Here is a 20,684-nt window from a genome sequence, read left to right as displayed (position 1 = left end):
GGGTAAGCGAAGAGACTTCGTTGTTTAAACCGTAAAACCGAGCATCATGCCGGTATCTTCATGCTCCAGCAGATGGCAGTGCGCCATATAGGCATGTTCTTTCGGCGCGTCGTGGTCAAACTTCACCAGCACCTCGCTGACGCCACCTTCGACACGCACGGTGTCCTTCCAGCCAGCGCGATGCGTGGCCGGTGCTTTGCCATTCTCAGACAGGATGCGGAACTGCGTGCCGTGAATATGGAACGGATGCAGCATCATGTCACCCTGACCGGAAATGACCCAGCGTTCATGCTGGCCTTTCGTCGCAGCAAACATCGGTTTATTCATATCAAAGGGCAGACCATTAATCCGATTGGCGTTGTGGAAATCAAACGACCCGCCATGTTTCATATTGCTCATATCCCCCTGCTTCATGCTGCCCATATTGCCGTGATTCATATTGCCGTGACTCATGTTACTGCTGTTCATATGGCCCATCATTTGCCCGTGATCCATTCCGGCCATCGCCTGATCGCCATACTTTTGCATCAGCATCTGCATGCCCATCATGTCGAGCATCGGGTCCATCGACAGTTGCAGTTTACGCACCATCAGTCCATCCAGAGAAGGCAGGGCTGGCAGGGTGGTCAGTGTCTCCGGCAGTGTCCCGGAGGCGGTAATAAGCAGCGGTTGAATACGCATCACCGGATGTGGCTTATCAAATGGCGCAATCGCCATCCCCATCTGGCTCACCGGCAGAGTGACCAAATCAAAGGCTTTTCCGTCGCTCACATCCACCAATACTTCAAAACGCTCACCCATCAGCATCGGCAGTTCGGTCACTTTTACCGGCTCAGCTAACAATCCACCATCACTGGCAATCACGTACAGGGGACGGTTATCGCTGGCCGCGATATTAAGCGAGCGTGCGTTACAGCCATTCAGCAGACGCAGGCGCAACCAGCCACGTGGTGCGGCATGTTGTGGGTAAATCGCCCCATTGGTTAGCAGCGTATCGCCAAACCAACCGACGGCGGCGGTCATCATATCCAACTGGTAATTAATTTGCCCGTCAGCTGAAAACTGTTTGTCCTGAATAATCACCGGCACATCGTCGATACCCCACTGCTTTGGTAGCAGTAGTTTGCGGATCTCGTCATCTTCAATCAGTACCAACCCAGCCAGGCCCATCGCAACCTGATGTCCGGTTTTCCCGTGTTGATGCGGATGGAACCAACAGGTTGCTGCCCGTTGCGCAGGGGTGAAGGTCACTGAACGCTTCCCACCCGCCGGAATAACGCCTTGCGGCCCGCCATCGACTTCTCCGGGGATTTCCAGCCCATGCCAGTGCAACGTCGTCTCTTCAGCCAGTTGATTATGGATATCCACACTCACCGCCTGACCTTTATTCAGTTTTACCGCGGGTCCGAGCACGTTACCGTTATATCCCCAGGTGGTGGCCGTTTTCCCCGCAAACGTCGACTGCCCAGCGTTCACAATCAGCTGTATGCGATTAGAAGCATCCGCAGTTAACAGGTCAGGAATGGGTAACGCAGGACGGTCAGCCGCAAAAACAGTGCGGCTCCACAAAGGTAAAGCTGACGCGACGCCCAGCGCCACGGAGTACTTTAAAAAGTCACGACGTTGCATATTCATTTCCTTATATTCAGCAGCTTAAGCAGGCTATCTTTTAAGCATAATCCCTCCCCCTACGGGAAGGTCAAGTGAACGGCTGATAATAAAGGTCGTCGCTTCGCTCGCAGTGTGCTAACGTTTAATTTCCGTGATGCAGTGGTAGAAGCAATGAAGACGTTTTTCAGAACAGTTTTGTTCGGCAGCCTGATGGCAGTATGCGCAAATAGCTACGCGCTGAGTGAATCCGAAGCCGAAGATATGGCCGATTTAACGGCAGTTTTTGTTTTTCTGAAAAATGATTGTGGCTACCAGAATTTGCCCAACGGGCAGATACGTCGCGCACTGGTCTTTTTTGCTCAACAGAACCAGTGGGACCTCAGTAATTACGATACCTTCGATATGAAAGCACTCGGTGAAGACAGCTATCGCGATTTGAGCGGTATTGGTATTCCGGTCGCAAAAAAATGCAAAGCGCTGGCGCGCGATTCCCTGAGCCTGTTGGCTTACGTTAAATAATGTTATGCCGGATGGCACTGACGCTTATCCGGCTTATAAAGACGCATCCGGCGGTATCATTATCTCTGCTGGACGAATTCGCGGTATGCCGCCACCACCAGCAGGAAATCCTCGACGCCGCACAAAGATAAACTCTCTTCGTCGTAGTAATTCATTCCTTCTTCCATTTCATCGCCCGTGAACTCCAGTTGATTGGCGCGAACCATAACCTCTTCGCCATCCAGCCAGAGCGTATATTCATGCCCTGCCCGCTGCCAGGAACGTTCACTGCCTTTTACCGCACGCGCCGCCTGTTCCACTTCATCAAGCAAGGCCAGGTTCTCTTTCACTTCTTCATTAAACCAGTGCCCTACGACTTCATGGCCCATGGACATACGCACTAAAACCCGCCCGGTAACATCGCGCAGAAATTCGTAATCCATAATGTCTTCCTCTGCTCCCGGCAATGCGCCAATACCGCATTGCACCTTGCTGTAATTATCGCAGCAGCGCGGCAGAAAAAAAGTGTAGCGGGTATAAGGAATAGAAATAAAAATGCCCGGAGAAGTCAGCTTCTTCGGGCATTGATGCGTTTTTACGCTAAATGTGGTCGCGAATTAAACCGCAGTCTGGAAAATGACGCTATCTGCTTTCTCGGTATACTGAGAGAGCTGGTCGAAGTTCAGATACCGGTAAGTATCCACGGCCGTTTTATCTACCTGCGCCACATAGGTCTGATACTCTTCCGCTGTCGGCAGTTTACCGATCAGCGCAGCAACCGCCGCCAGCTCTGCAGAAGCCAGGTAGACGTTCGCCCCCGTACCTAAACGGTTCGGGAAGTTACGGGTTGAGGTAGAAACAACTGTCGCACCGTCTGCCACACGCGCCTGGTTACCCATGCACAGTGAACAGCCAGGAATCTCGATACGCGCCCCGCTCTTACCAAAGACGCTGTAATAGCCTTCCTCGGTAAGCTGTGCCGCATCCATACGCGTTGGTGGAGCAACCCACAGACGCGTCGGCAACTGACCTTTATGCGCATCCAGCAGTTTACCGGCAGCACGGAAGTGACCAATGTTTGTCATGCAGGAACCGATGAACACTTCGTCAATCTTCTCGCCCTGCACGTCAGACAGCAGACGCGCGTCGTCCGGATCGTTCGGTGCACACAGGATCGGCTCTTTGATATCCGCCAGATCGATGTCGATCACTGCCGCGTATTCGGCGTCAGCATCGGCTTCCAGCAGTTGCGGGTCCGCCAACCATTTTTCCATACCCTGAATGCGACGCTCCAGCGTACGGCGATCGCCGTAACCTTCTGCGATCATCCATTTCAGCAGAACGATGTTAGAGCTGAGGTATTCAACGATCGGCTCTTTGTTCAGCTTGATGGTACAACCGGCAGCGGAACGCTCAGCGGACGCATCGGTCAGTTCGAATGCCTGCTCAACTTTCAGATCCGGCAGACCTTCAATTTCCAGAATGCGGCCAGAGAAGATGTTTTTCTTGCCTTTCTTCTCAACGGTCAGCAGACCTTGTTTGATCGCGTACAGCGGGATGGCATGAACCAGGTCACGCAGGGTGATACCCGGCTGCATTTTGCCTTTGAAACGCACCAGAACAGATTCCGGCATATCCAGCGGCATCACACCCGTCGCAGCCGCGAACGCCACCAGACCAGACCCCGCCGGGAAAGAGATACCGATTGGGAAACGGGTATGGGAGTCACCACCGGTACCTACGGTATCCGGCAGCAGCATACGGTTCAGCCAGGAGTGGATTACGCCATCGCCCGGACGCAGCGACACGCCGCCACGGTTCATGATGAAGTCAGGCAGAGTATGGTGGGTGGTCACGTCAACGGGTTTCGGATACGCAGCGGTATGGCAGAACGACTGCATCACCAGGTCAGAAGAGAAGCCCAGGCACGCCAGGTCTTTCAGTTCATCACGGGTCATTGGGCCAGTGGTATCCTGAGAGCCCACGGACGTCATCTTCGGTTCGCAGTACGCGCCCGGACGAATACCCTTCACGCCGCATGCGCGACCCACCATTTTCTGTGCCAGAGAGTAACCACGGCTGCTTTCCGCCACATCTTTCGCCTGACGGAATACATCACTGTGCGGCAGGCCCAGCGCTTCACGCGCTTTGGTAGTCAGACCACGACCAATAATCAGCGGAATACGGCCACCGGCGCGCACTTCGTCAACCAGCACATCGGTTTTCAGTTCGAAGGAAGCCAGCAGTTCGTCGGTTTCATGGTTACGCACTTCGCCCTTGAACGGGTAAACGTCAATCACGTCGCCCATGTTCAGGTTGCTTACGTCCACTTCAATTGGCAGCGCGCCCGCATCTTCCATAGTGTTGAAGAAAATGGGGGCAATTTTGCCACCCAGACACAAACCACCGCCACGCTTGTTCGGTACATGAGGGATATCATCACCCATAAACCACAGCACGGAGTTGGTCGCAGATTTACGCGAAGAACCGGTACCGACAACGTCCCCCACATAGGCCAGGGGATAACCTTTTTTCTGTAATGCTTCGATCTGTTTGATCGGGCCAACAACACCCGGCTGATCCGGTTCGATACCTTCACGGGCGTTTTTCAGCATTGCCAGGGCGTGCAGCGGAATATCAGGGCGAGACCACGCGTCCGGGGCCGGAGACAGGTCATCAGTGTTGGTTTCACCCGTCACTTTGAAGACGGTAACGGTGATTTTATCAGCCAGAGCAGGACGGTTCAGGAACCATTCGGCATCAGCCCAGGACTGCATCACCTGCTTAGCATATTCGTTGCCAGCTTTGGCTTTTTCTTCTACATCGTAGAAGTTATCAAACATCAGCAGCGTTGAAGAGAGCGCTTTGGCGGCAATCGGCGCCAGTTTTGCATCGTCCAGCGCATCAATCAGCGGATGAATGTTATAACCGCCCTGCATGGTACCCAGCAGTTCGATGGCTTTTTCTGGCGTGATCAGCGGAGAGGTAGTGTCACCTTTAGCGACAGCGGCGAGAAAACCGGCTTTAACGTAAGCGGCTTCATCTACACCAGGGGGAACGCGGTTAATCAACAGGTCTAACAGGAATTCTTCTTCGCCCACAGGCGGGGTCTTCAGCAGCTCGACAAGTGCAGCCATTTGGGTTGCGTCTAAGGGTTTCGGCACAATCCCCTGGGCGGCACGCTCAGCTACGTGCTTACGGTATTCTTCTAGCACGACGATATCTCCTCGCTCTCATTGTCATAATGCGGCGTTTTTGTATATGGGCGATTCTCTTCACGCTCCTGTGAGACAGCAGTTAGTAGGGTAAATGCCCGGTACCGCAAAAGGCACAATAACAGGATTTTCGTTGGGTGTTAATCTGTTTACAAAAAAGCAACATAAAAAATTGGCTGAATCGTTAAGGATGGTCTAACGCTCTTCGCAATGGCAGAAGGGGAATGATAATTTTCGCCAGTAATGTTTAGTCACATTATTTCGCTCCCTGACAATAAACTTGCGTTAACGATCCCAAGATTCGTCAAAAATTAAACTATTGTCTCTTTATACTCACGGAACACTGCATCCACTGGCGGCAGGCATAATGACGATGACGATTCTTAATGAATCGGGAGAGATAAAATGACGTTGCCCTTTAAGCCCCATATCATTGCTCTGGCGTGCAGTGCAGGGTTATTTGTCGGTGCGGGCGTACTGTTTGTAAACAGCCGCACACCAGAAGCCCCTTCGCAGTCTGCCCCGGCAGTAGCGCCTCCACCGCCCGTTGCGGCGGCTCCCGCAGTAGCCCCGGTTGCGGCAACAACGTATACCACAGCTCAACTCGATCAGTGGGTCGCCCCTGTTGCGCTCTACCCTGACCCGTTACTTTCTCAGGTGTTGATGGCCTCAACGTATCCATCGAACGTGGTGCAGGCGGTTCAGTGGTCTCGTGATAATCCGACACTGCAAGGTGACGCCGCCATTCAGGCAGTGTCCGGCCAGTCATGGGACCCCAGTGTGAAGTCGCTGGTGGCATTTCCGCAACTGATGGCTCTGATGGGCGAAAACCCTGACTGGGTACAAAACCTGGGGAATGCGTTTTTGGCACAACCACAGGACGTGATGGATGCCGTACAGCGCCTGCGTTTGCTAGCCCAGCAAACAGGCTCGCTAAAATCCACACCACAGCAAACAGTCACGAACACCCAGAAAACAACGGTGGTTCAGACGCCATCATCATCAACGACGAAAGTGACCAGCAGCGCCCCCACCTCGACGGTTATCAAAATTGAGCCGACCGACCCACAGGTGGTATATGTGCCGAACTACAATCCAACCGTTGTTTACGGCAGCTGGCCTAATACTGCCTACCCGCCCGTCTATCTGCCGCCCCCCCCGGGAGAGCAGTTTGCCGATAGCTTCGTCAAAGGTTTCGGCTATAGTCTGGGCGTTGCGACGACCTATGCACTGTTCAGTAACATCGACTGGGATGACGACGACCATCACCATGATGATGACTACCATGACCATGACGGCCCCCACGGCGGTAATGGCTACCAGCACAACGGAGATAACATCAATATTGATGTTAACAATTTCAACCATATCTCCGGACAAAACCTGAAAGGACAAAACATTGCCTGGCAGCACAACCCTGCGTACCGTAACGGCGTGCCTTACCAGAATGACGCGGTCGCACAACGTTTTCATCAGACCAACGTTAGTGGGGGATTAAGTGCCACTCAACATACACCGGCCACCACAGCCACACGGGACAGCCAGCGTCAGGCTGCAATGACGCAGTTCCAACAGCGTAGCCAGACCTCCCCGGCAAACCTGTCGGGTCAAACATCGCGGGATGCTCAACGCAACGCCGCCTCTTCACAACTCAATCAAATTGCCCAGCGCAATAACTATCGTGGCTATGACGAAACACAAAACAACAGCCGTCGTGAAGCAGCACAGAAGACGCTGAATAAATCCACTACGCAACAGCAGCACCGCTCTGAACTGAAGTCAAAAGCTCAGCAGCATCCGGTTTCACAGCAGCAAAGGGAAACCGCTCGCCAACGCGTTGAATCATCCAACTCGCAACAACGTCTGGCCTCACGTCAGAATACGCATTCAAACGTCTTCAGCGGGAATGACAGTCGCTCACCGTCGTGGCAGTCCCAGCAACTACGTGGGCAGGAAAGCCGTCGTGCGAGCAACCTCAACAGCGGGCAGCGTGCTGCGGCACGTGAGAATTTTTCTGAGCACCACGAATTTCGCCGTCGTTAACCGGAGCCGATGATGAAAAAAATGATGTTAAGCGCCCTGTTGCTCTCCTTGCCGCTGGTGAGCTATGCGCAACAGGCGTTCACCTCCCCCGAAGAAGCGGCCAGTGCATTTGCCGCTGCGGTGGCGCAGCAAAATGAAAAGCAGCTCACGGCACTACTGGGCGAAAACTGGCGACATTTTTTGCCACCAGAAGGGGCCGATCCGGAAGCGGTGGCACGCTTTAATCGCGACTGGAAGGTGAGCCATCATATTGTGCTGCAGGACAATATGGCGCATCTCAACGTGGGGCAAGATGACTGGCAGTTACCCATACCGATGGTGAAAACCAGCAAAGGCTGGGCGTTCGATATGACCGAAGCCCAGGAGGAGATCCTCACCCGAACGATCGGTCGCAACGAGCTTTCAGCAATCGAAGCACTGCATGCCTACGTTGACGCGCAGCAAAGTTATTACGCGCTAAACAAGTCGTATGCGCAAAAAATTGTCAGTAGCGAAGGTAAAAAAGATGGGCTTTACTGGCCAGTCGCACCAGGCGAAGCGCCAAGCCCTCTGGGACCCGCCTTCAGCCCACAAGAACCCGGCACGGGTTATCACGGTTATCGTTTCCGCATACTGCCGGACAAAGCCAGTGGTTTTGCCATGGTTGCATGGCCCATTAGCTACGGTCACACCGGGGTGATGAGCTTTATGATTAGCGGCGATGACAATGTATATCAGGCCAACCTTGGCGAAGCATCGCAACAGAAAGCGCAGGCGATGACTGAGTACAACCCTGAAAAAATCTGGCATCCCGTAGCCCCCTGAACAATCAACGCGTTGGTTGTCGCGTCATAAAGCGTCTGCCGGGGAAATTACGGTGACGTTTTAGGCAAAAAAAAACGCCTCCGAAGAGGCGTTTTCACAAAAGCGGGAAGATTACTTTTTCTTCGCTTTCGGGTTTGGCAGGTCGGTGATGCTACCTTCGAACACTTCTGCCGCCAGGCCCACGGACTCATGCAGAGTCGGGTGCGCGTGGATGGTCAGTGCGATGTCTTCCGCGTCGCAACCCATTTCGATCGCCAGACCAATTTCACCCAGCAGCTCGCCGCCGTTGGTACCGACAATCGCACCACCGATAACACGGTGAGATTCTTTGTCGAAAATCAGTTTGGTCATACCGTCTGCGCAGTCGGAAGCGATAGCACGACCAGAAGCAGCCCACGGGAAGGTGGCGGTCTCAAAGCTGATGCCTTTTTCTTTCGCTTCTTTCTCAGTCAGGCCAACCCATGCAACTTCTGGTTCAGTGTACGCGATGGATGGGATAACTTTCGGGTCGAAGTAGTGTTTCTTACCGGCGATAACTTCAGCGGCAACGTGACCTTCATGAACACCTTTGTGCGCCAGCATCGGCTGGCCGACGATATCGCCGATAGCAAAGATATGCGGTACGTTGGTACGCAGTTGTTTGTCCACGCGGATGAAGCCACGGTCATCAACTTCAACGCCCGCTTTACCTGCGTCGAGGTTTTTACCGTTCGGTACACGACCGATAGCAACCAGTACGGCGTCGTAACGCTGTGCTTCAGCAGGCGCTTTTTTGCCTTCCATGGAAACGTAAATACCGTCTTCTTTCGCTTCAACGGCAGTCACTTTGGTTTCCAGCATCAGGTTGAATTTCTTGCTGATGCGTTTGGTGAAGACTTTCACCACGTCTTTATCGGCAGCCGGGATAACCTGGTCGAACATTTCAACCACATCAATCTCTGAACCCAGCGCGTGATACACGGTACCCATTTCCAGACCGATAATACCGCCACCCATAACCAGCATACGCTTCGGTACGGATTTCAGTTCCAGCGCGTCAGTGGAGTCCCATACGCGCGGATCTTCGTGCGGAATGAACGGCAACTGGATCGGACGGGAACCCGCCGCGATGATTGCGTTGTCGAAGTTGATGACGGTTTTGCCGTTTTCACCTTCAACTTCCAGAGTGTTAGCCCCGGTAAATTTACCCAGACCGTTAACCACTTTCACTTTACGGCCTTTGGCCATACCCGCCAGACCGCCGGTCAGTTGAGTGATAACTTTTTCTTTCCAGGTACGAATCTTGTCGATATCAGTTTTCGGCTCGCCAAAAACAATACCGTGTTCAGCCAGTGCTTTGGCTTCTTCGATAACTTTTGCTACGTGCAGCAGCGCTTTAGAAGGGATACAGCCGACGTTCAGACAAACACCACCAAGGGTGCTGTAACGTTCTACGATGACGGTCTCCAGACCTAAATCTGCGCAACGGAAGGCAGCAGAGTAACCTGCCGGGCCTGCCCCAAGTACCACGACCTGAGTTTTGATTTCAGTGCTCATCATGACCTCTTAATTTATACCCGTCGTCCACCGGGTCGTTCTATCCGCCCGTATTTTACAAAATTGTTAACAATTTTGAAACAACAAACGGCAACCGATTTGTCTTTCGCACAATAACCCCACTGACTTCATGAGATTACCAGAAAAAAGCCGGCCGTCGGGCCGGCTTTTTCGCTTACATCACCAGGCGGCGAATGTCAGACAGCATGTTGTTGATGATAGTGATAAAGCGCGCACCATCTGCACCGTCGATTACACGGTGGTCGAAGGAGAGCGAAATCGGCATCATCAGACGCGGCATAAACTCTTTACCGTTCCACACTGGCTCCATAGAGGACTTGGAGACACCGAGGATAGCCACTTCCGGCGCGTTCACAATCGGTGCGAAGTGGGTAGTACCCAGGCCACCGATGCTGGAGATGGTGAAGCAACCGCCCTGCATTTCACCAGCGGTCAGCTTGCCATCACGTGCTTTCTTGGAGATCACGGTCAGTTCACGAGACAGCTCGGTAATGCTCTTCTTGTTCACGTCTTTGAAGACCGGAACAACCAGACCATTCGGGGTATCTACCGCAACACCGATGTTGATATATTTCTTCAGGGTCAGACGCTGACCGTCTTCAGACAGAGAACTGTTGAAGCGAGGCATCTGTTCCAGAGCGGCAGCAACCGCTTTCATGATGAAGACCACTGGGGTGAATTTCACGTCCAGTTTACGTTTCTCAGCTTCGGCATTCTGTTGTTTACGGAACGCTTCCAGATCGGTGATATCGGTCTTATCGAAGTGGGTCACGTGCGGGATCATCACCCAGTTACGGCTCAGGTTAGCACCAGAGATTTTCTGGATACGGCCCAGTTCCACTTCTTCAATTTCACCAAACTTGCTGAAATCCACTTTCGGCCACGGCAGCATGCCTGGGATACCGCCGCCAGCAGCGGCCGCCGGAGCAGCTTCAGCGCGTTTCACCGCGTCTTTCACGTATGCCTGAACGTCTTCGCGCAGGATACGGCCTTTACGACCTGAACCTTTCACTTTCGCCAGATTCACGCCAAATTCGCGCGCCAGGCGACGGATCAGCGGAGTTGCGTGGACGTAAGCGTCGTTTTCTGCGAAGTCAGATTTGCTTTCCGCTTTTGCAGCCGGAGCAGGAGCAGCTTGTGCAGCGGCCGGAGCCGGTGCCGCGGCTTGTGCCGGTGCAGCAGCAGGTGCAGCGCCTTCAACTTCGAAGACCATAATCAGAGAACCGGTTTTCACTTTATCACCGGTGCTGATTTTGATTTCTTTCACGGTACCTGCGAACGGTGCCGGAACTTCCATCGACGCTTTGTCGCCTTCTACGGTGATCAGTGACTGCTCAGCGGCAATTTTATCGCCCACTTTGACCATCACTTCGGTCACTTCAACTTCGTCACCGCCGATATCCGGTACATTAACTTCTTTAGAACCCGTTGCCGCCGGAGCTGCCGCTGCAGCAGGAGCCGCAGCCTGAGCCGGTGCAGCAGCAGGCGCTGCGCCTGCGACTTCGAAGACCATAATCAGGGAGCCGGTAGACACTTTGTCGCCAGTGTTGATTTTGATCTCTTTAACGGTTCCTGCGAACGGCGCCGGAACTTCCATAGACGCTTTGTCGCCTTCTACGGTGATCAGAGACTGTTCAGCCGCAACGGTGTCGCCCACTTTAACCATGATCTCGGTAACTTCAACTTCGTCGCCACCGATGTCCGGTACGTGTACGTCTTTTGCCGCTGCTGCAGCGGGTGCAGCGGCCGGAGCGGCTGCTTTCTTCTCTTCTGCCGGAGCAGGTGCAGCTGCTGCTGCACCGTCGGCGGAATCGAAAATCATGATCAGTTTGCCGGTCTCAGTTTTGTCGCCAACAGAGACTTTGATCTCTTTAACGATACCAGCCTGAGGAGACGGAACTTCCATAGAGGCTTTGTCGCCTTCTACGGTGATCAGCGACTGTTCAGCTTCAACTTTGTCGCCCACTTTGACCAGGATCTCGGTGATTTCAACTTCATCAGCCCCAATGTCCGGTACATTGATTTCGATAGCCATTATTCTTTTACCTCTTACGCCAGACGCGGGTTAACTTTATCTGCATCGATATTGAATTTGATGATTGCGTCAGCAACCACTTTCTTATCGATTTCGCCACGTTTAGCCAGTTCGCCCAGAGCCGCTACAACCACGTAGGAAGCATCAACTTCGAAGTGGTGACGCAGGTTTTCACGGCTGTCAGAGCGACCGAAGCCGTCAGTACCCAGTACGCGATAATCATCAGCCGGTACATAAGTACGAACCTGTTCGGCAAACAGTTTCATATAGTCAGTCGATGCCACTGCCGGAGCGTCGTTCATCACCTGAGCGATGTACGGAACGCGCGGAGTTTCCATCGGGTGCAGCATGTTCCAACGTTCACAATCCTGGCCATCACGCGCCAGTTCAGTGAAGGACGTTACGCTGTATACGTCAGAACCTACACCGTAGTCGTTCGCCAGGATCTGTGCTGCTTCACGGACGTGACGCAGGATAGAACCGGAGCCCAGCAGCTGAACTTTACCTTTGCTACCTTCGAGGGTTTCGAGTTTGTAGATACCTTTACGGATACCTTCCTCGGCACCTGCTGGCATTGCCGGCATATGGTAGTTTTCGTTCAGCGTGGTGATGTAGTAGTAAACGTTCTCTTGTTTCTCACCGTACATACGCTCCAGACCATCATGCATGATGACCGCAACTTCGTACGCGTAAGACGGATCGTAAGAGATACAGTTCGGGATAGTCAGAGACTGAATATGGCTGTGACCATCTTCGTGCTGCAGACCTTCGCCGTTCAGCGTGGTACGACCGGAAGTCCCACCAATCAGGAAGCCACGAGCCTGCTGGTCGCCTGCCTGCCAGCACAGGTCGCCGATACGCTGGAACCCGAACATGGAGTAGTAGATGTAGAACGGGATCATCGGCAGATCGTTGGTGCTGTAAGATGTTGCAGCAGCCAGCCAGGACGCGCCTGCACCCAGTTCGTTGATACCTTCCTGCAGGATCTGACCTTTCTCGTCTTCTTTGTAGTAAGCAACCTGCTCACGGTCCTGCGGGGTGTACTGCTGGCCGTTCGGGCTGTAAATACCGATCTGACGGAACAGACCTTCCATACCGAAAGTACGCGCTTCGTCGGCAATGATTGGAACCAGACGATCTTTGATCGACTTGTTCTTCAGCATCACGTTCAGGGCACGAACGAAAGCGATAGTGGTGGAGATTTCTTTGTTCTGCTCTTCCAGCAGCGCGCCAAAGTCTTCCAGCGCCGGCAGTTCCAGCTTCTCAGTGAAGTTCGGCTGGCGAGCAGGCAGGTAGCCGTGCAGTTTCTGACGCTGAGCGTGCAGATAGGTATGCTCTTCAGAACCTTCCGGGAAGGTAATGTAAGACAGGTTTTCAACCTGCTCATCGGTTACTGGCACATTGAAACGGTCGCGGATATAACGCACGCCGTCCATGTTCATTTTCTTAACCTGGTGAGCGATGTTTTTACCTTCGGCAGTGTCACCCATGCCGTAACCTTTGATGGTATGGGCGAGGATTACAGTTGCTTTGCCTTTGGTTTCCTGCGCTTTTTTCAGTGCAGCGTAGACTTTCTTCGGATCGTGACCACCACGGTTCAGAGCCCAGATCTGCTCGTCAGTCCAGTCAGCAACCAGTGCTGCGGTTTCCGGGTATTTACCGAAGAAGTGCTCACGTACGTAAGCGCCGTCTTTGGATTTGAAGGTCTGGTAGTCGCCGTCAACGGTTTCGTTCATCAGCTGGATCAGCTTACCGCTGGTATCTTTACGCAGCAGCTCATCCCAACGACCGCCCCACATGACTTTGATCACGTTCCAGCCTGCGCCCGCGAAGATGCCTTCCAGTTCGTTAACAATCTTGCCGTTACCGGTGACCGGGCCGTCAAGACGCTGCAGGTTACAGTTGATAACAAAGACCAGGTTGTCCAGTTTTTCACGGGTCGCGATGGTGATCGCACCTTTAGATTCGGGCTCATCCATCTCACCGTCGCCCAGGAAAGCGTAAACGGTTTGTTTAGAGGTATCTTTCAGGCCACGGTGTTCCAGATATTTCAGGAATTTAGCCTGGTAGATAGCACCGATTGGACCCAAACCCATAGATACGGTCGGGAACTGCCAGAATTCCGGCATCAGTTTCGGGTGCGGGTAGGAAGACAGGCCTTTACCATGGACTTCCTGACGGAAGTTGTTCATCTGCTCTTCAGTCAGACGACCTTCCAGGAATGCGCGTGCGTAGATGCCCGGGGAGATGTGACCCTGGAAGTACACCAGATCGCCACCGTCCTGCTCGTTGCGTGCACGGAAGAAGTGGTTGAAGCAAACATCATATACCGTTGCGGAGGACTGGAAGGATGCCATATGGCCACCCAGCTCAAGATCCTTTTTAGACGCACGCAGTACGGTCATGATGGCGTTCCAGCGGATAGCAGAACGAATACGACGTTCCAGCTCCAGATTGCCCGGGTATTCCGGTTCATCTTCAACGGCAATAGTGTTTACATAATTGCTGGCCCCTGCACCTGCCGCTACTTTCACGCCGCCTTTGCGGGCTTCTGAAAGCAGTTGGTCGATCAGATACTGAGCACGCTCAACACCTTCTTCACGGATGACCGATTCGATCGCCTGTAGCCAGTCGCGAGTTTCGATCGGATCCACGTCATTTGGGAAACGTTCTGACATGGGGGTATTCCTTATCTATCTAATACGTTGAGTTATCTGGAACCTGTCCCATTGTGTTCTCGCTCGCGAGACCACAATAAGACAGGTTCTGCGTTTAGTTGCCGCGCGCTTTACATTCGCGCTTGATTTACAACATCTTCTGGTTAACGTTCTGCCAGAAAAATCACTAATTCTTTCGTTGCTCCAGGCGGCGTAAGGCGCGTTCACGACGACTTTCCTCACGGCTTCTGTCCAGGAGAATCTCTTCGATAAATGCCAGGTGACGGTGCGACGCTTCACGCGCCTCCTCCGGCTTCCCGGCGATAATTGCTTCAAAAATGCGGGTGCGGTGACTGCTTACCAGCGGCAGCATCTCGCGACGCGCATACAGCAATTCAAAGTTTTGACGGACATTCTGGGCCAGCATCGGCTCCATACACCTTAGCAAATGGAGCAGTACCACATTATGTGCCGCTTCGGTGACAGCAATTTGATACTGAAGTACGGCATCAGATTCACCGTCAAGATCGCCGGACTGTTGAGCAAGCTCGATCGCCTGATGAAGTTCACGGATACGCGTTTTGTCTTCATCCGTGCTGCGCAGTGCGGCGTAATATGCCGCAATACCTTCCAACGCATGGCGCGTTTCGAGCAGGTCAAACTGGGATTCAGGATGGTCGGAGAGCAACTCTACCAGTGGGTCGCTAAAGCTCTGCCACAGGCTGCTCTGAACAAAAGTGCCACCGCCCTGACGACGAAGCAGTAAGCCCTTCGCTTCGAGGCGTTGGATCGCCTCACGTAAGGAGGGGCGGGAAACGTCGAACTGTTTTGCCAGCTCGCGTTCCGGTGGGAGTTTTTCTCCGGGGCGAAGTGTCCCCTCAAGAATTAAAAACTCCAGCTGCTGCTCAATCACATCGGAGAGTTTTGGTTGGCGGATTTTGCTGTAGGCCATGATTTCCTGTCTTAAGCCATTTGCCCGGAGTCAATTGGTCTTACCAATTTCATGTTCTTGACGCTAAAGTAACAAAGTATTCACCTTCTGTCCATACAGGTTTTGATTGAAATCAGTAAAGGAGGCATATTTTAACAACATTACAGAAATAACGTTTCAAACATGTAACTATGCACAAATGTTAAATTTACCCATCCCGAGGTAGTTTTAACCGAATTGAAACGAAAAAATATATTATCTGAACCGATTCACCTGCCTATTTATCGATTTATCAATCATTATTTCCGAATAAAAATTCAAATTGGAAATTTTGTGGTAGATAAACTCGCGCTTACAAATGGTTTCTTTTTATTCAACTCGTCACTCACGCCGCATAAAGCAGGTGCATTCGCGCTCGCATAACATTATTCTGATCAAGACAAAAGTCTTTAGGCAACATTTCATAATTCATTACTGTAAATAAATTAATACAACAAACGGAATTGCAAACTTACACACGCGTCACTGCGTGGTTCAAAATATAAGTACTCGAAAGATGAAGAGTAAAACCACACACGAGGTTTCATGATGGAAAGTCAACAGCATGGCGATCAGCTAAAGCGCGGCCTTAAAAACCGCCATATACAGCTTATCGCGCTGGGTGGCGCGATTGGTACCGGGTTATTTCTCGGAAGCGCATCCGTTATTCAGTCTGCAGGGCCGGGGATTATTCTGGGTTACGCTATCGCCGGATTTATCGCTTTTCTGATTATGCGTCAGCTAGGTGAAATGGTGGTGGAAGAGCCGGTAGCAGGCTCCTTTAGCCACTTTGCTTATAAATACTGGGGCAGTTTCGCGGGTTTCGCCTCTGGCTGGAACTACTGGGTATTGTACGTATTAGTTGCCATGGCTGAGCTAACCGCTGTAGGTAAATACATTCAATTCTGGTATCCGGAGATCCCAACATGGGCTTCGGCAGCAGCCTTTTTTGTGATCATCAACGCCATTAACCTGACCAACGTGAAAGTGTTCGGTGAGATGGAGTTCTGGTTTGCCATTATTAAAGTCATTGCCGTAGTCGCGATGATCATCTTCGGCGGCTGGCTGCTGTTCAGCGGCAACGGCGGCCCGCAGGCCAGCGTCAGTAACCTGTGGAGCCAGGGTGGATTCCTGCCACACGGCTTTAGCGGGCTGGTAATGATGATGGCTATCATCATGTTCTCTTTTGGCGGTCTGGAATTGGTCGGGATCACCGCAGCAGAAGCAGATAACCCGGAGCAAAGCATCCCGAAAGCCACTAACCAGGTTATCTACCGTATCCTGATTTTCTATGTGGGTTCGCTGGCCGTCCTGCTCTCTCTGATGCCATGGACGCGTGTGACCGCTGACGTCAGCCCGTTTGTCCTGATCTTCCACGAACTGGGCGACACGTTTGTGGCTAACGCGCTTAACATCGTGGTACTGACTGCCGCCCTTTCTGTCTATAACAGCTGCGTGTACTGCAACAGCCGTATGCTGTTCGGCCTGGCTCAGCAAGGTAACGCGCCGAAAGCGTTGATGAGTGTCGATAAACGCGGCGTACCGGTGAACACGATTCTGGTTTCCGCACTGGTTACCGCACTGTGCGTACTGATTAACTATCTGGCACCGGAATCTGCGTTTGGCTTGCTGATGGCACTGGTGGTTTCCGCATTGGTCATCAACTGGGCAATGATTAGCCTTGCGCATATTAAGTTCCGCAAAGCAAAGCAGCAGCAGGGCGTCGCCACTCGCTTCCCGGCACTGCTCTACCCGCTGGGTAACTGGATCTGCCTGATTTTCATGGCCGCAGTACTGGTGATTATGCTGATGACGCCGGGCATGGCGATCTCTGTGTACCTGATCCCGGTCTGGATAGCCATTCTTGGCATTGGCTATCTGTGTAAACAGAAAACGGCCGGCGCCGTGAAAGCGCATTAATTTTCCCTCCCCCACCTGCACCAGGTGGGGGTTGTTATCTGCTTCACACTTTCCCACAGATGACTGTGTAGTTCATATCAGCGGCGCTATCCTGCAACGCAAAAACACCAGCACCAGACAATAATTCTCTCCATATCACATCGCCACACCCGCCTGAAGCTTGTACGCTGGGATGAGAACGGAATGCCGGATTTTGGCGTGCCACCAACGGATACGTATTAAGTCGTTACACCGTTATCCGGTCTACACATGCGCCAGGCCGGATAACGCGGTTACGCCGCCATCCGGCAACAATCGCTAGATCAGCGTGCCATAAATTGTCAGCAGCGCAATCACCACAACCACGACAAACGACGTTTTCTTCGCCATTGCAACGGCTGCTTTCGGCGTTTCGACCTTATCAGTATGTGGCTCACGCGCCAGCGAGAACTGCGCCAGACGCGTCAACACCTGATACTGCGAAGTATGCATATCCGCCAGCGAGGCAAACCAGGCGGGCAACGCCTTCTCACCGTGTCCTAACAGCGCATAGACCACACCCGCCAGACGTACCGGAACCCAGTCCAGGACATGCAGGATCGCGTCAATACCTGACTGCAGACGCTGATGCGGCGTCTGGTAGCGCGCCAGCCAGGACTGCCAGGCACGTAAAAAAGCATAGCCGACCAGCGTCACCGGTCCCCATGGACCACCTACGATCAACCAGAATAGCGGAGCCAGATAAAAGCGAAAGTTGTTCCATAACAGCGCGTTTTGTAGCTCACGCAGAAACTCTCGTTCATCACAATCCGGTGGCACACCATGAATCAGCGTCAGCTCGCTGGCCATCGCCTCACGGGCGTGCGCATCATTGCGTGAAGCCGCATTCAGGTAAGCATGATAATGAAGACGCACCTTACCAGCACCGATGCACAGCAAACCAATTAAGATCCACACCACCAACAGCGGAACATTAAACAACAACCCATGCAGCGCGCGCAGTAACAGGAATGTCAACACCATCGCAATAATGGTCATTCCTAACGTTCGCGCCATAGAGAAATGCTTAACCCGCCGGAAAAAAGCCTCAATCCGGTGATCAAGCTGCCAGTGCTCACCCAGCTTAAACAAGCGCTCAACAATCAGCACCAGTAATGTTGTAAACAGCGTCATGTCATCTCCTTGTGTGACGAGGGGGTGACCAGGGCGCGAAACCTTGCCCAGTCAAAAGATGGCCCAGGGTCGGTCTTCCGTTCAGGCGCACTATTGCAATGCCCGGTCATGTTGCTGGCAATCGCCGGATAACGCTGAATCAGCGTCTGCGTCACGGCAGCCAGTTGCTGGTACTGCACATCGGTATAAGCCAGCGTATCCGTACCTTCAAGCTCAATACCAATTGAAAAATCATTACAGCGTTCACGCCCCTGATAGCAAGAGACGCCTGCATGCCAGGCACGTTTGTCAAAGGGAACATATTGCACGACCTCACCATCACGGCGGATCAGACAATGGGCAGAAACGCGCAAATGGGCAATTTGTGCAAAAAAAGGATGGGCGTTGGGATCAATTGTTCCAGTAAATAACGCGTCTATCCATGGGCCGCCAAATTCACCGGGTGGCAGGCTGATATTATGCACTACCAGCAAAGAAGGGCTTTCGTCATCCGGGCGGCAATCATAATGAGGAGAGGGAACGCGTCGCGCCTCTGCCAGCCAGCCCTCGTCTAACAACATGCAGAATCTCCTTATTGGTGGTGCTCATATCAGGTTCAGGGTAGCATGTTTCTACCTTATGATTCGTTAGCAATTTGGAGTTTTATCATGCCGCCTCGCCGCTATAACCCTGACTACCGACGTGACGCGCTGTTGGAACGCATAAATCTCGATATCCCTGCCGCGGTTGCCCAGGCGCTGCGCGAAGATTTAGGCGGAGAAGTTGATGCCAATAACGATATCACCGCACAGCTTTTACCTGAAGATATGCGTTCCCATGCCATCGTCATTACACGCGAAGAGGGTGTTTTTTGTGGGAAACGCTGGGTGGAAGAGGTCTTTATTCAGCTTGCTGGCGATGATGTCAGCATCAACTGGCATGTTGAAGATGGCGACAGCATTAAGGCTAACCAACCGCTGTTTGAACTGGACGGCCCTTCCCGCGTGTTGCTCACCGGCGAACGTACCGCACTCAACTTTGTGCAGACACTGTCTGGCGTTGCAAGCGAAGTGCGTAAATACGTCGACCTGCTGACCGGGACAAAAACTCAACTGCTGGATACACGTAAAACGCTACCTGGGCTGCGTACAGCGCTGAAATACGCGGTGCTCTGTGGCGGCGGCGCGAATCATCGTTTAGGTCTTTCTGACGCCTTCCTGATTAAAGAGAACCACATTATTGCTTCCGGTTCAGTACGTCAGGCCGTGGAGAAAGCCTTCTGGCTACACCCGGATGTTCCGGTTGAAGTGGAAGTGGAAAGCCTGGATGAACTGGACGATGCGTTGAAAGCCGGAGCGGACATCATCATGCTGGACAACTTCGAACCCGACCAAATGCGCGAAGCGGTCAAACGTACCAACGGCCAGGCGCGTCTGGAAGTATCTGGTAACGTCACTTATGAAACGCTACGCGAATTCGCGGAAACCGGCGTGGATTTCATCTCTGTGGGCGCACTGACCAAACATGTCCGCGCACTCGACCTCTCGATGCGTTTTCGCTAATCGCTGACTGTTCTGCCCGATGGCGCTTCGCGTATCGGGCCTACAGTCCCCAGCCAGATAAGCCTTATACGCCGCGGTCTGGCTGTTTATTCGAGTACCCTCGCAAATACGTTGTCTGATTCTGTAATTGCGTAAAATTCCTCTGAACCAGCCTTCTCGTTCTATTTTTTCCCCCTCGCCTAAAATCCCTTCGATTTGCAAAAGTAGCGCCAGCTAACTCAAGGAGCAAATCAACAATGGACAAGCAACGAGGCTTCACGCTTATCGAACTGATGGTGGTTATTGGCATCATTGCCATCCTCAGCGCTATCGGTATCCCGGCTTATCAAAACTATCTGCGCAAAGCCGCGCTGACAGACATGCTGCAAACCTTTGTCCCCTACCGTACTGCCGTCGAACTCTGCGCGCTGGAACACGGCGGAACAGAAACCTGTGATGCCGGAACAAATGGGATCCCCTCTCCGACCACCACCCGCTATGTCTCAGGTATGAGCGTTGAAAAAGGTATCGTCAGCCTCACTGGGCAGGAAAGTCTGAATGGGCTAAGCATCACCATGACACCGGGTTGGGACAACGCCAACGGTATAACTGGCTGGAATCGCAACTGCGCTATCCAGAATGACAGCGCGCTGAAACAGGCTTGTGAAGACGTTTTTCGCTTTGATGCCAACTAAGGAAAAG

At 52.7% G+C, this 20,684-nt stretch carries 15 protein-coding genes and 1 pseudogene; 7 read left to right on the top strand and 9 right to left on the bottom strand.

The features are described 5' to 3' along the window. Positions 1-24: 24 nt before the first annotated feature. Entirely contained in the window at positions 25-1,629 is a 1,605-nt protein-coding gene (cueO, locus tag ACLJXE_RS13750) for a multicopper oxidase CueO (RefSeq protein WP_410751165.1), read from the bottom strand. Between the two features lie 153 nt (positions 1,630-1,782). Between cueO and ACLJXE_RS13745 the strand changes: the two genes are divergently transcribed. Then, complete coding sequence (locus tag ACLJXE_RS13745) at positions 1,783-2,130, top strand: YacC family pilotin-like protein (protein ID WP_001295568.1); 348 nt, start codon at positions 1,783-1,785, stop codon at positions 2,128-2,130. Between the two features lie 59 nt (positions 2,131-2,189). Here ACLJXE_RS13745 and yacL read toward each other — a convergent pair whose 3' ends face one another. Beyond that, a complete protein-coding gene (yacL, locus tag ACLJXE_RS13740) occupies positions 2,190-2,552 on the bottom strand; it encodes a protein YacL (RefSeq protein WP_410751164.1) in 363 nt (120 codons plus the stop codon). 174 nt (positions 2,553-2,726) lie between these two features. Continuing rightward, entirely contained in the window at positions 2,727-5,324 is a 2,598-nt protein-coding gene (gene acnB / locus ACLJXE_RS13735; RefSeq protein WP_410751163.1) for a bifunctional aconitate hydratase 2/2-methylisocitrate dehydratase, read from the bottom strand. Positions 5,325-5,729: 405 nt separating this feature from the next. Between acnB and ACLJXE_RS13730 the strand changes: the two genes are divergently transcribed. Both ACLJXE_RS13730 and ACLJXE_RS13725 read left to right on the top strand, forming a co-directional pair. After that, a complete protein-coding gene (locus ACLJXE_RS13730; RefSeq protein WP_410751162.1) occupies positions 5,730-7,367 on the top strand; it encodes a DUF3300 domain-containing protein in 1,638 nt (545 codons plus the stop codon). Between the two features lie 9 nt (positions 7,368-7,376). Then, positions 7,377-8,171, top strand: coding sequence for a DUF2950 family protein (locus ACLJXE_RS13725; RefSeq protein WP_410751161.1), 795 nt, complete (start codon positions 7,377-7,379; stop codon positions 8,169-8,171). 111 nt (positions 8,172-8,282) lie between these two features. Here ACLJXE_RS13725 and lpdA read toward each other — a convergent pair whose 3' ends face one another. From lpdA to pdhR, 4 genes are all read right to left on the bottom strand, one after another. After that, positions 8,283-9,707 carry a dihydrolipoyl dehydrogenase gene (lpdA, locus tag ACLJXE_RS13720; protein WP_286630835.1) on the bottom strand — a complete coding sequence of 475 codons (1,425 nt, stop codon included), beginning with the start codon at positions 9,705-9,707 and terminating at the stop codon, positions 8,283-8,285. A 175-nt stretch (positions 9,708-9,882) separates the two neighbouring features. After that, positions 9,883-11,763 (bottom strand): pyruvate dehydrogenase complex dihydrolipoyllysine-residue acetyltransferase, encoded by a 1,881-nt coding sequence (aceF, locus tag ACLJXE_RS13715; RefSeq protein ID WP_410751160.1) that lies wholly within the window; start codon positions 11,761-11,763, stop codon positions 9,883-9,885. Positions 11,764-11,777: 14 nt separating this feature from the next. Beyond that, positions 11,778-14,441, bottom strand: coding sequence for a pyruvate dehydrogenase (acetyl-transferring), homodimeric type (gene aceE / locus ACLJXE_RS13710; RefSeq protein ID WP_286630766.1), 2,664 nt, complete (start codon positions 14,439-14,441; stop codon positions 11,778-11,780). Positions 14,442-14,607: 166 nt separating this feature from the next. Continuing rightward, positions 14,608-15,372, bottom strand: coding sequence for a pyruvate dehydrogenase complex transcriptional repressor PdhR (pdhR, locus tag ACLJXE_RS13705; RefSeq protein WP_137383704.1), 765 nt, complete (start codon positions 15,370-15,372; stop codon positions 14,608-14,610). Between the two features lie 564 nt (positions 15,373-15,936). On the opposite strand from pdhR, the gene aroP reads away from it, so the two are divergent. Continuing rightward, the gene (gene aroP, locus ACLJXE_RS13700) at positions 15,937-17,310 is read left to right on the top strand and encodes an aromatic amino acid transporter AroP (protein ID WP_410751159.1); all 1,374 of its coding nucleotides are present in this window, start codon (positions 15,937-15,939) and stop codon (positions 17,308-17,310) included. Positions 17,311-17,448: 138 nt separating this feature from the next. Beyond that, positions 17,449-17,532, top strand: a pseudogene (locus tag ACLJXE_RS13695) (glycosyl hydrolase); the annotation flags it as partial. Between the two features lie 75 nt (positions 17,533-17,607). Here ACLJXE_RS13695 and ampE read toward each other — a convergent pair. Further along, entirely contained in the window at positions 17,608-18,462 is an 855-nt protein-coding gene (ampE, locus tag ACLJXE_RS13690; protein ID WP_410751158.1) for a beta-lactamase regulator AmpE, read from the bottom strand. Continuing rightward, complete coding sequence (gene ampD / locus ACLJXE_RS13685) at positions 18,459-19,022, bottom strand: 1,6-anhydro-N-acetylmuramyl-L-alanine amidase AmpD (RefSeq protein ID WP_410751157.1); 564 nt, start codon at positions 19,020-19,022, stop codon at positions 18,459-18,461. The genes ampE and ampD overlap by 4 nt, the downstream gene beginning before the upstream one ends. 87 nt (positions 19,023-19,109) lie before the next feature. Here ampD and nadC point away from each other — a divergent pair, with 87 nt between their 5' ends. Both nadC and ppdD read left to right on the top strand, forming a co-directional pair. After that, on the top strand, positions 19,110-20,003 hold the full coding sequence (gene nadC, locus ACLJXE_RS13680) for a carboxylating nicotinate-nucleotide diphosphorylase (RefSeq protein WP_410751156.1): 894 nt from the start codon (positions 19,110-19,112) through the stop codon (positions 20,001-20,003). A 236-nt stretch (positions 20,004-20,239) separates the two neighbouring features. Further along, the gene (ppdD, locus tag ACLJXE_RS13675) at positions 20,240-20,677 is read left to right on the top strand and encodes a prepilin peptidase-dependent pilin (protein ID WP_410751155.1); all 438 of its coding nucleotides are present in this window, start codon (positions 20,240-20,242) and stop codon (positions 20,675-20,677) included. Positions 20,678-20,684 lie beyond the last annotated feature (7 nt).

Origin of the sequence: Citrobacter sp. U14242 (assembly GCF_046555775.1) — a bacterium.
Taxonomy (GTDB): domain Bacteria; phylum Pseudomonadota; class Gammaproteobacteria; order Enterobacterales; family Enterobacteriaceae; genus Citrobacter.
This window is presented reverse-complemented; position numbering and strand designations above follow the sequence as displayed.

Excerpts from the sequence above, each read along its gene's own strand:
- nadC (WP_410751156.1), top strand. The coding sequence starts at position 19,110 with ATGCCGCCTCGCCGCTATAACCCTGACTACCGACGTGACGCGCTGTTG.
- ppdD (WP_410751155.1), top strand. The coding sequence starts at position 20,240 with ATGGACAAGCAACGAGGCTTCACGCTTATCGAACTGATGGTGGTTATT.
- ACLJXE_RS13725 (WP_410751161.1), top strand. The coding sequence starts at position 7,377 with ATGATGAAAAAAATGATGTTAAGCGCCCTGTTGCTCTCCTTGCCGCTG.
- pdhR (WP_137383704.1), bottom strand. The coding sequence starts at position 15,372 with ATGGCCTACAGCAAAATCCGCCAACCAAAACTCTCCGATGTGATTGAG.
- aceE (WP_286630766.1), bottom strand. The coding sequence starts at position 14,441 with ATGTCAGAACGTTTCCCAAATGACGTGGATCCGATCGAAACTCGCGAC.
- ampE (WP_410751158.1), bottom strand. The coding sequence starts at position 18,462 with ATGACGCTGTTTACAACATTACTGGTGCTGATTGTTGAGCGCTTGTTT.
- yacL (WP_410751164.1), bottom strand. The coding sequence starts at position 2,552 with ATGGATTACGAATTTCTGCGCGATGTTACCGGGCGGGTTTTAGTGCGT.
- aceF (WP_410751160.1), bottom strand. The coding sequence starts at position 11,763 with ATGGCTATCGAAATCAATGTACCGGACATTGGGGCTGATGAAGTTGAA.
- aroP (WP_410751159.1), top strand. The coding sequence starts at position 15,937 with ATGATGGAAAGTCAACAGCATGGCGATCAGCTAAAGCGCGGCCTTAAA.
- ACLJXE_RS13745 (WP_001295568.1), top strand. The coding sequence starts at position 1,783 with ATGAAGACGTTTTTCAGAACAGTTTTGTTCGGCAGCCTGATGGCAGTA.
- ampD (WP_410751157.1), bottom strand. The coding sequence starts at position 19,022 with ATGTTGTTAGACGAGGGCTGGCTGGCAGAGGCGCGACGCGTTCCCTCT.
- ACLJXE_RS13730 (WP_410751162.1), top strand. The coding sequence starts at position 5,730 with ATGACGTTGCCCTTTAAGCCCCATATCATTGCTCTGGCGTGCAGTGCA.
- lpdA (WP_286630835.1), bottom strand. The coding sequence starts at position 9,707 with ATGAGCACTGAAATCAAAACTCAGGTCGTGGTACTTGGGGCAGGCCCG.
- cueO (WP_410751165.1), bottom strand. The coding sequence starts at position 1,629 with ATGCAACGTCGTGACTTTTTAAAGTACTCCGTGGCGCTGGGCGTCGCG.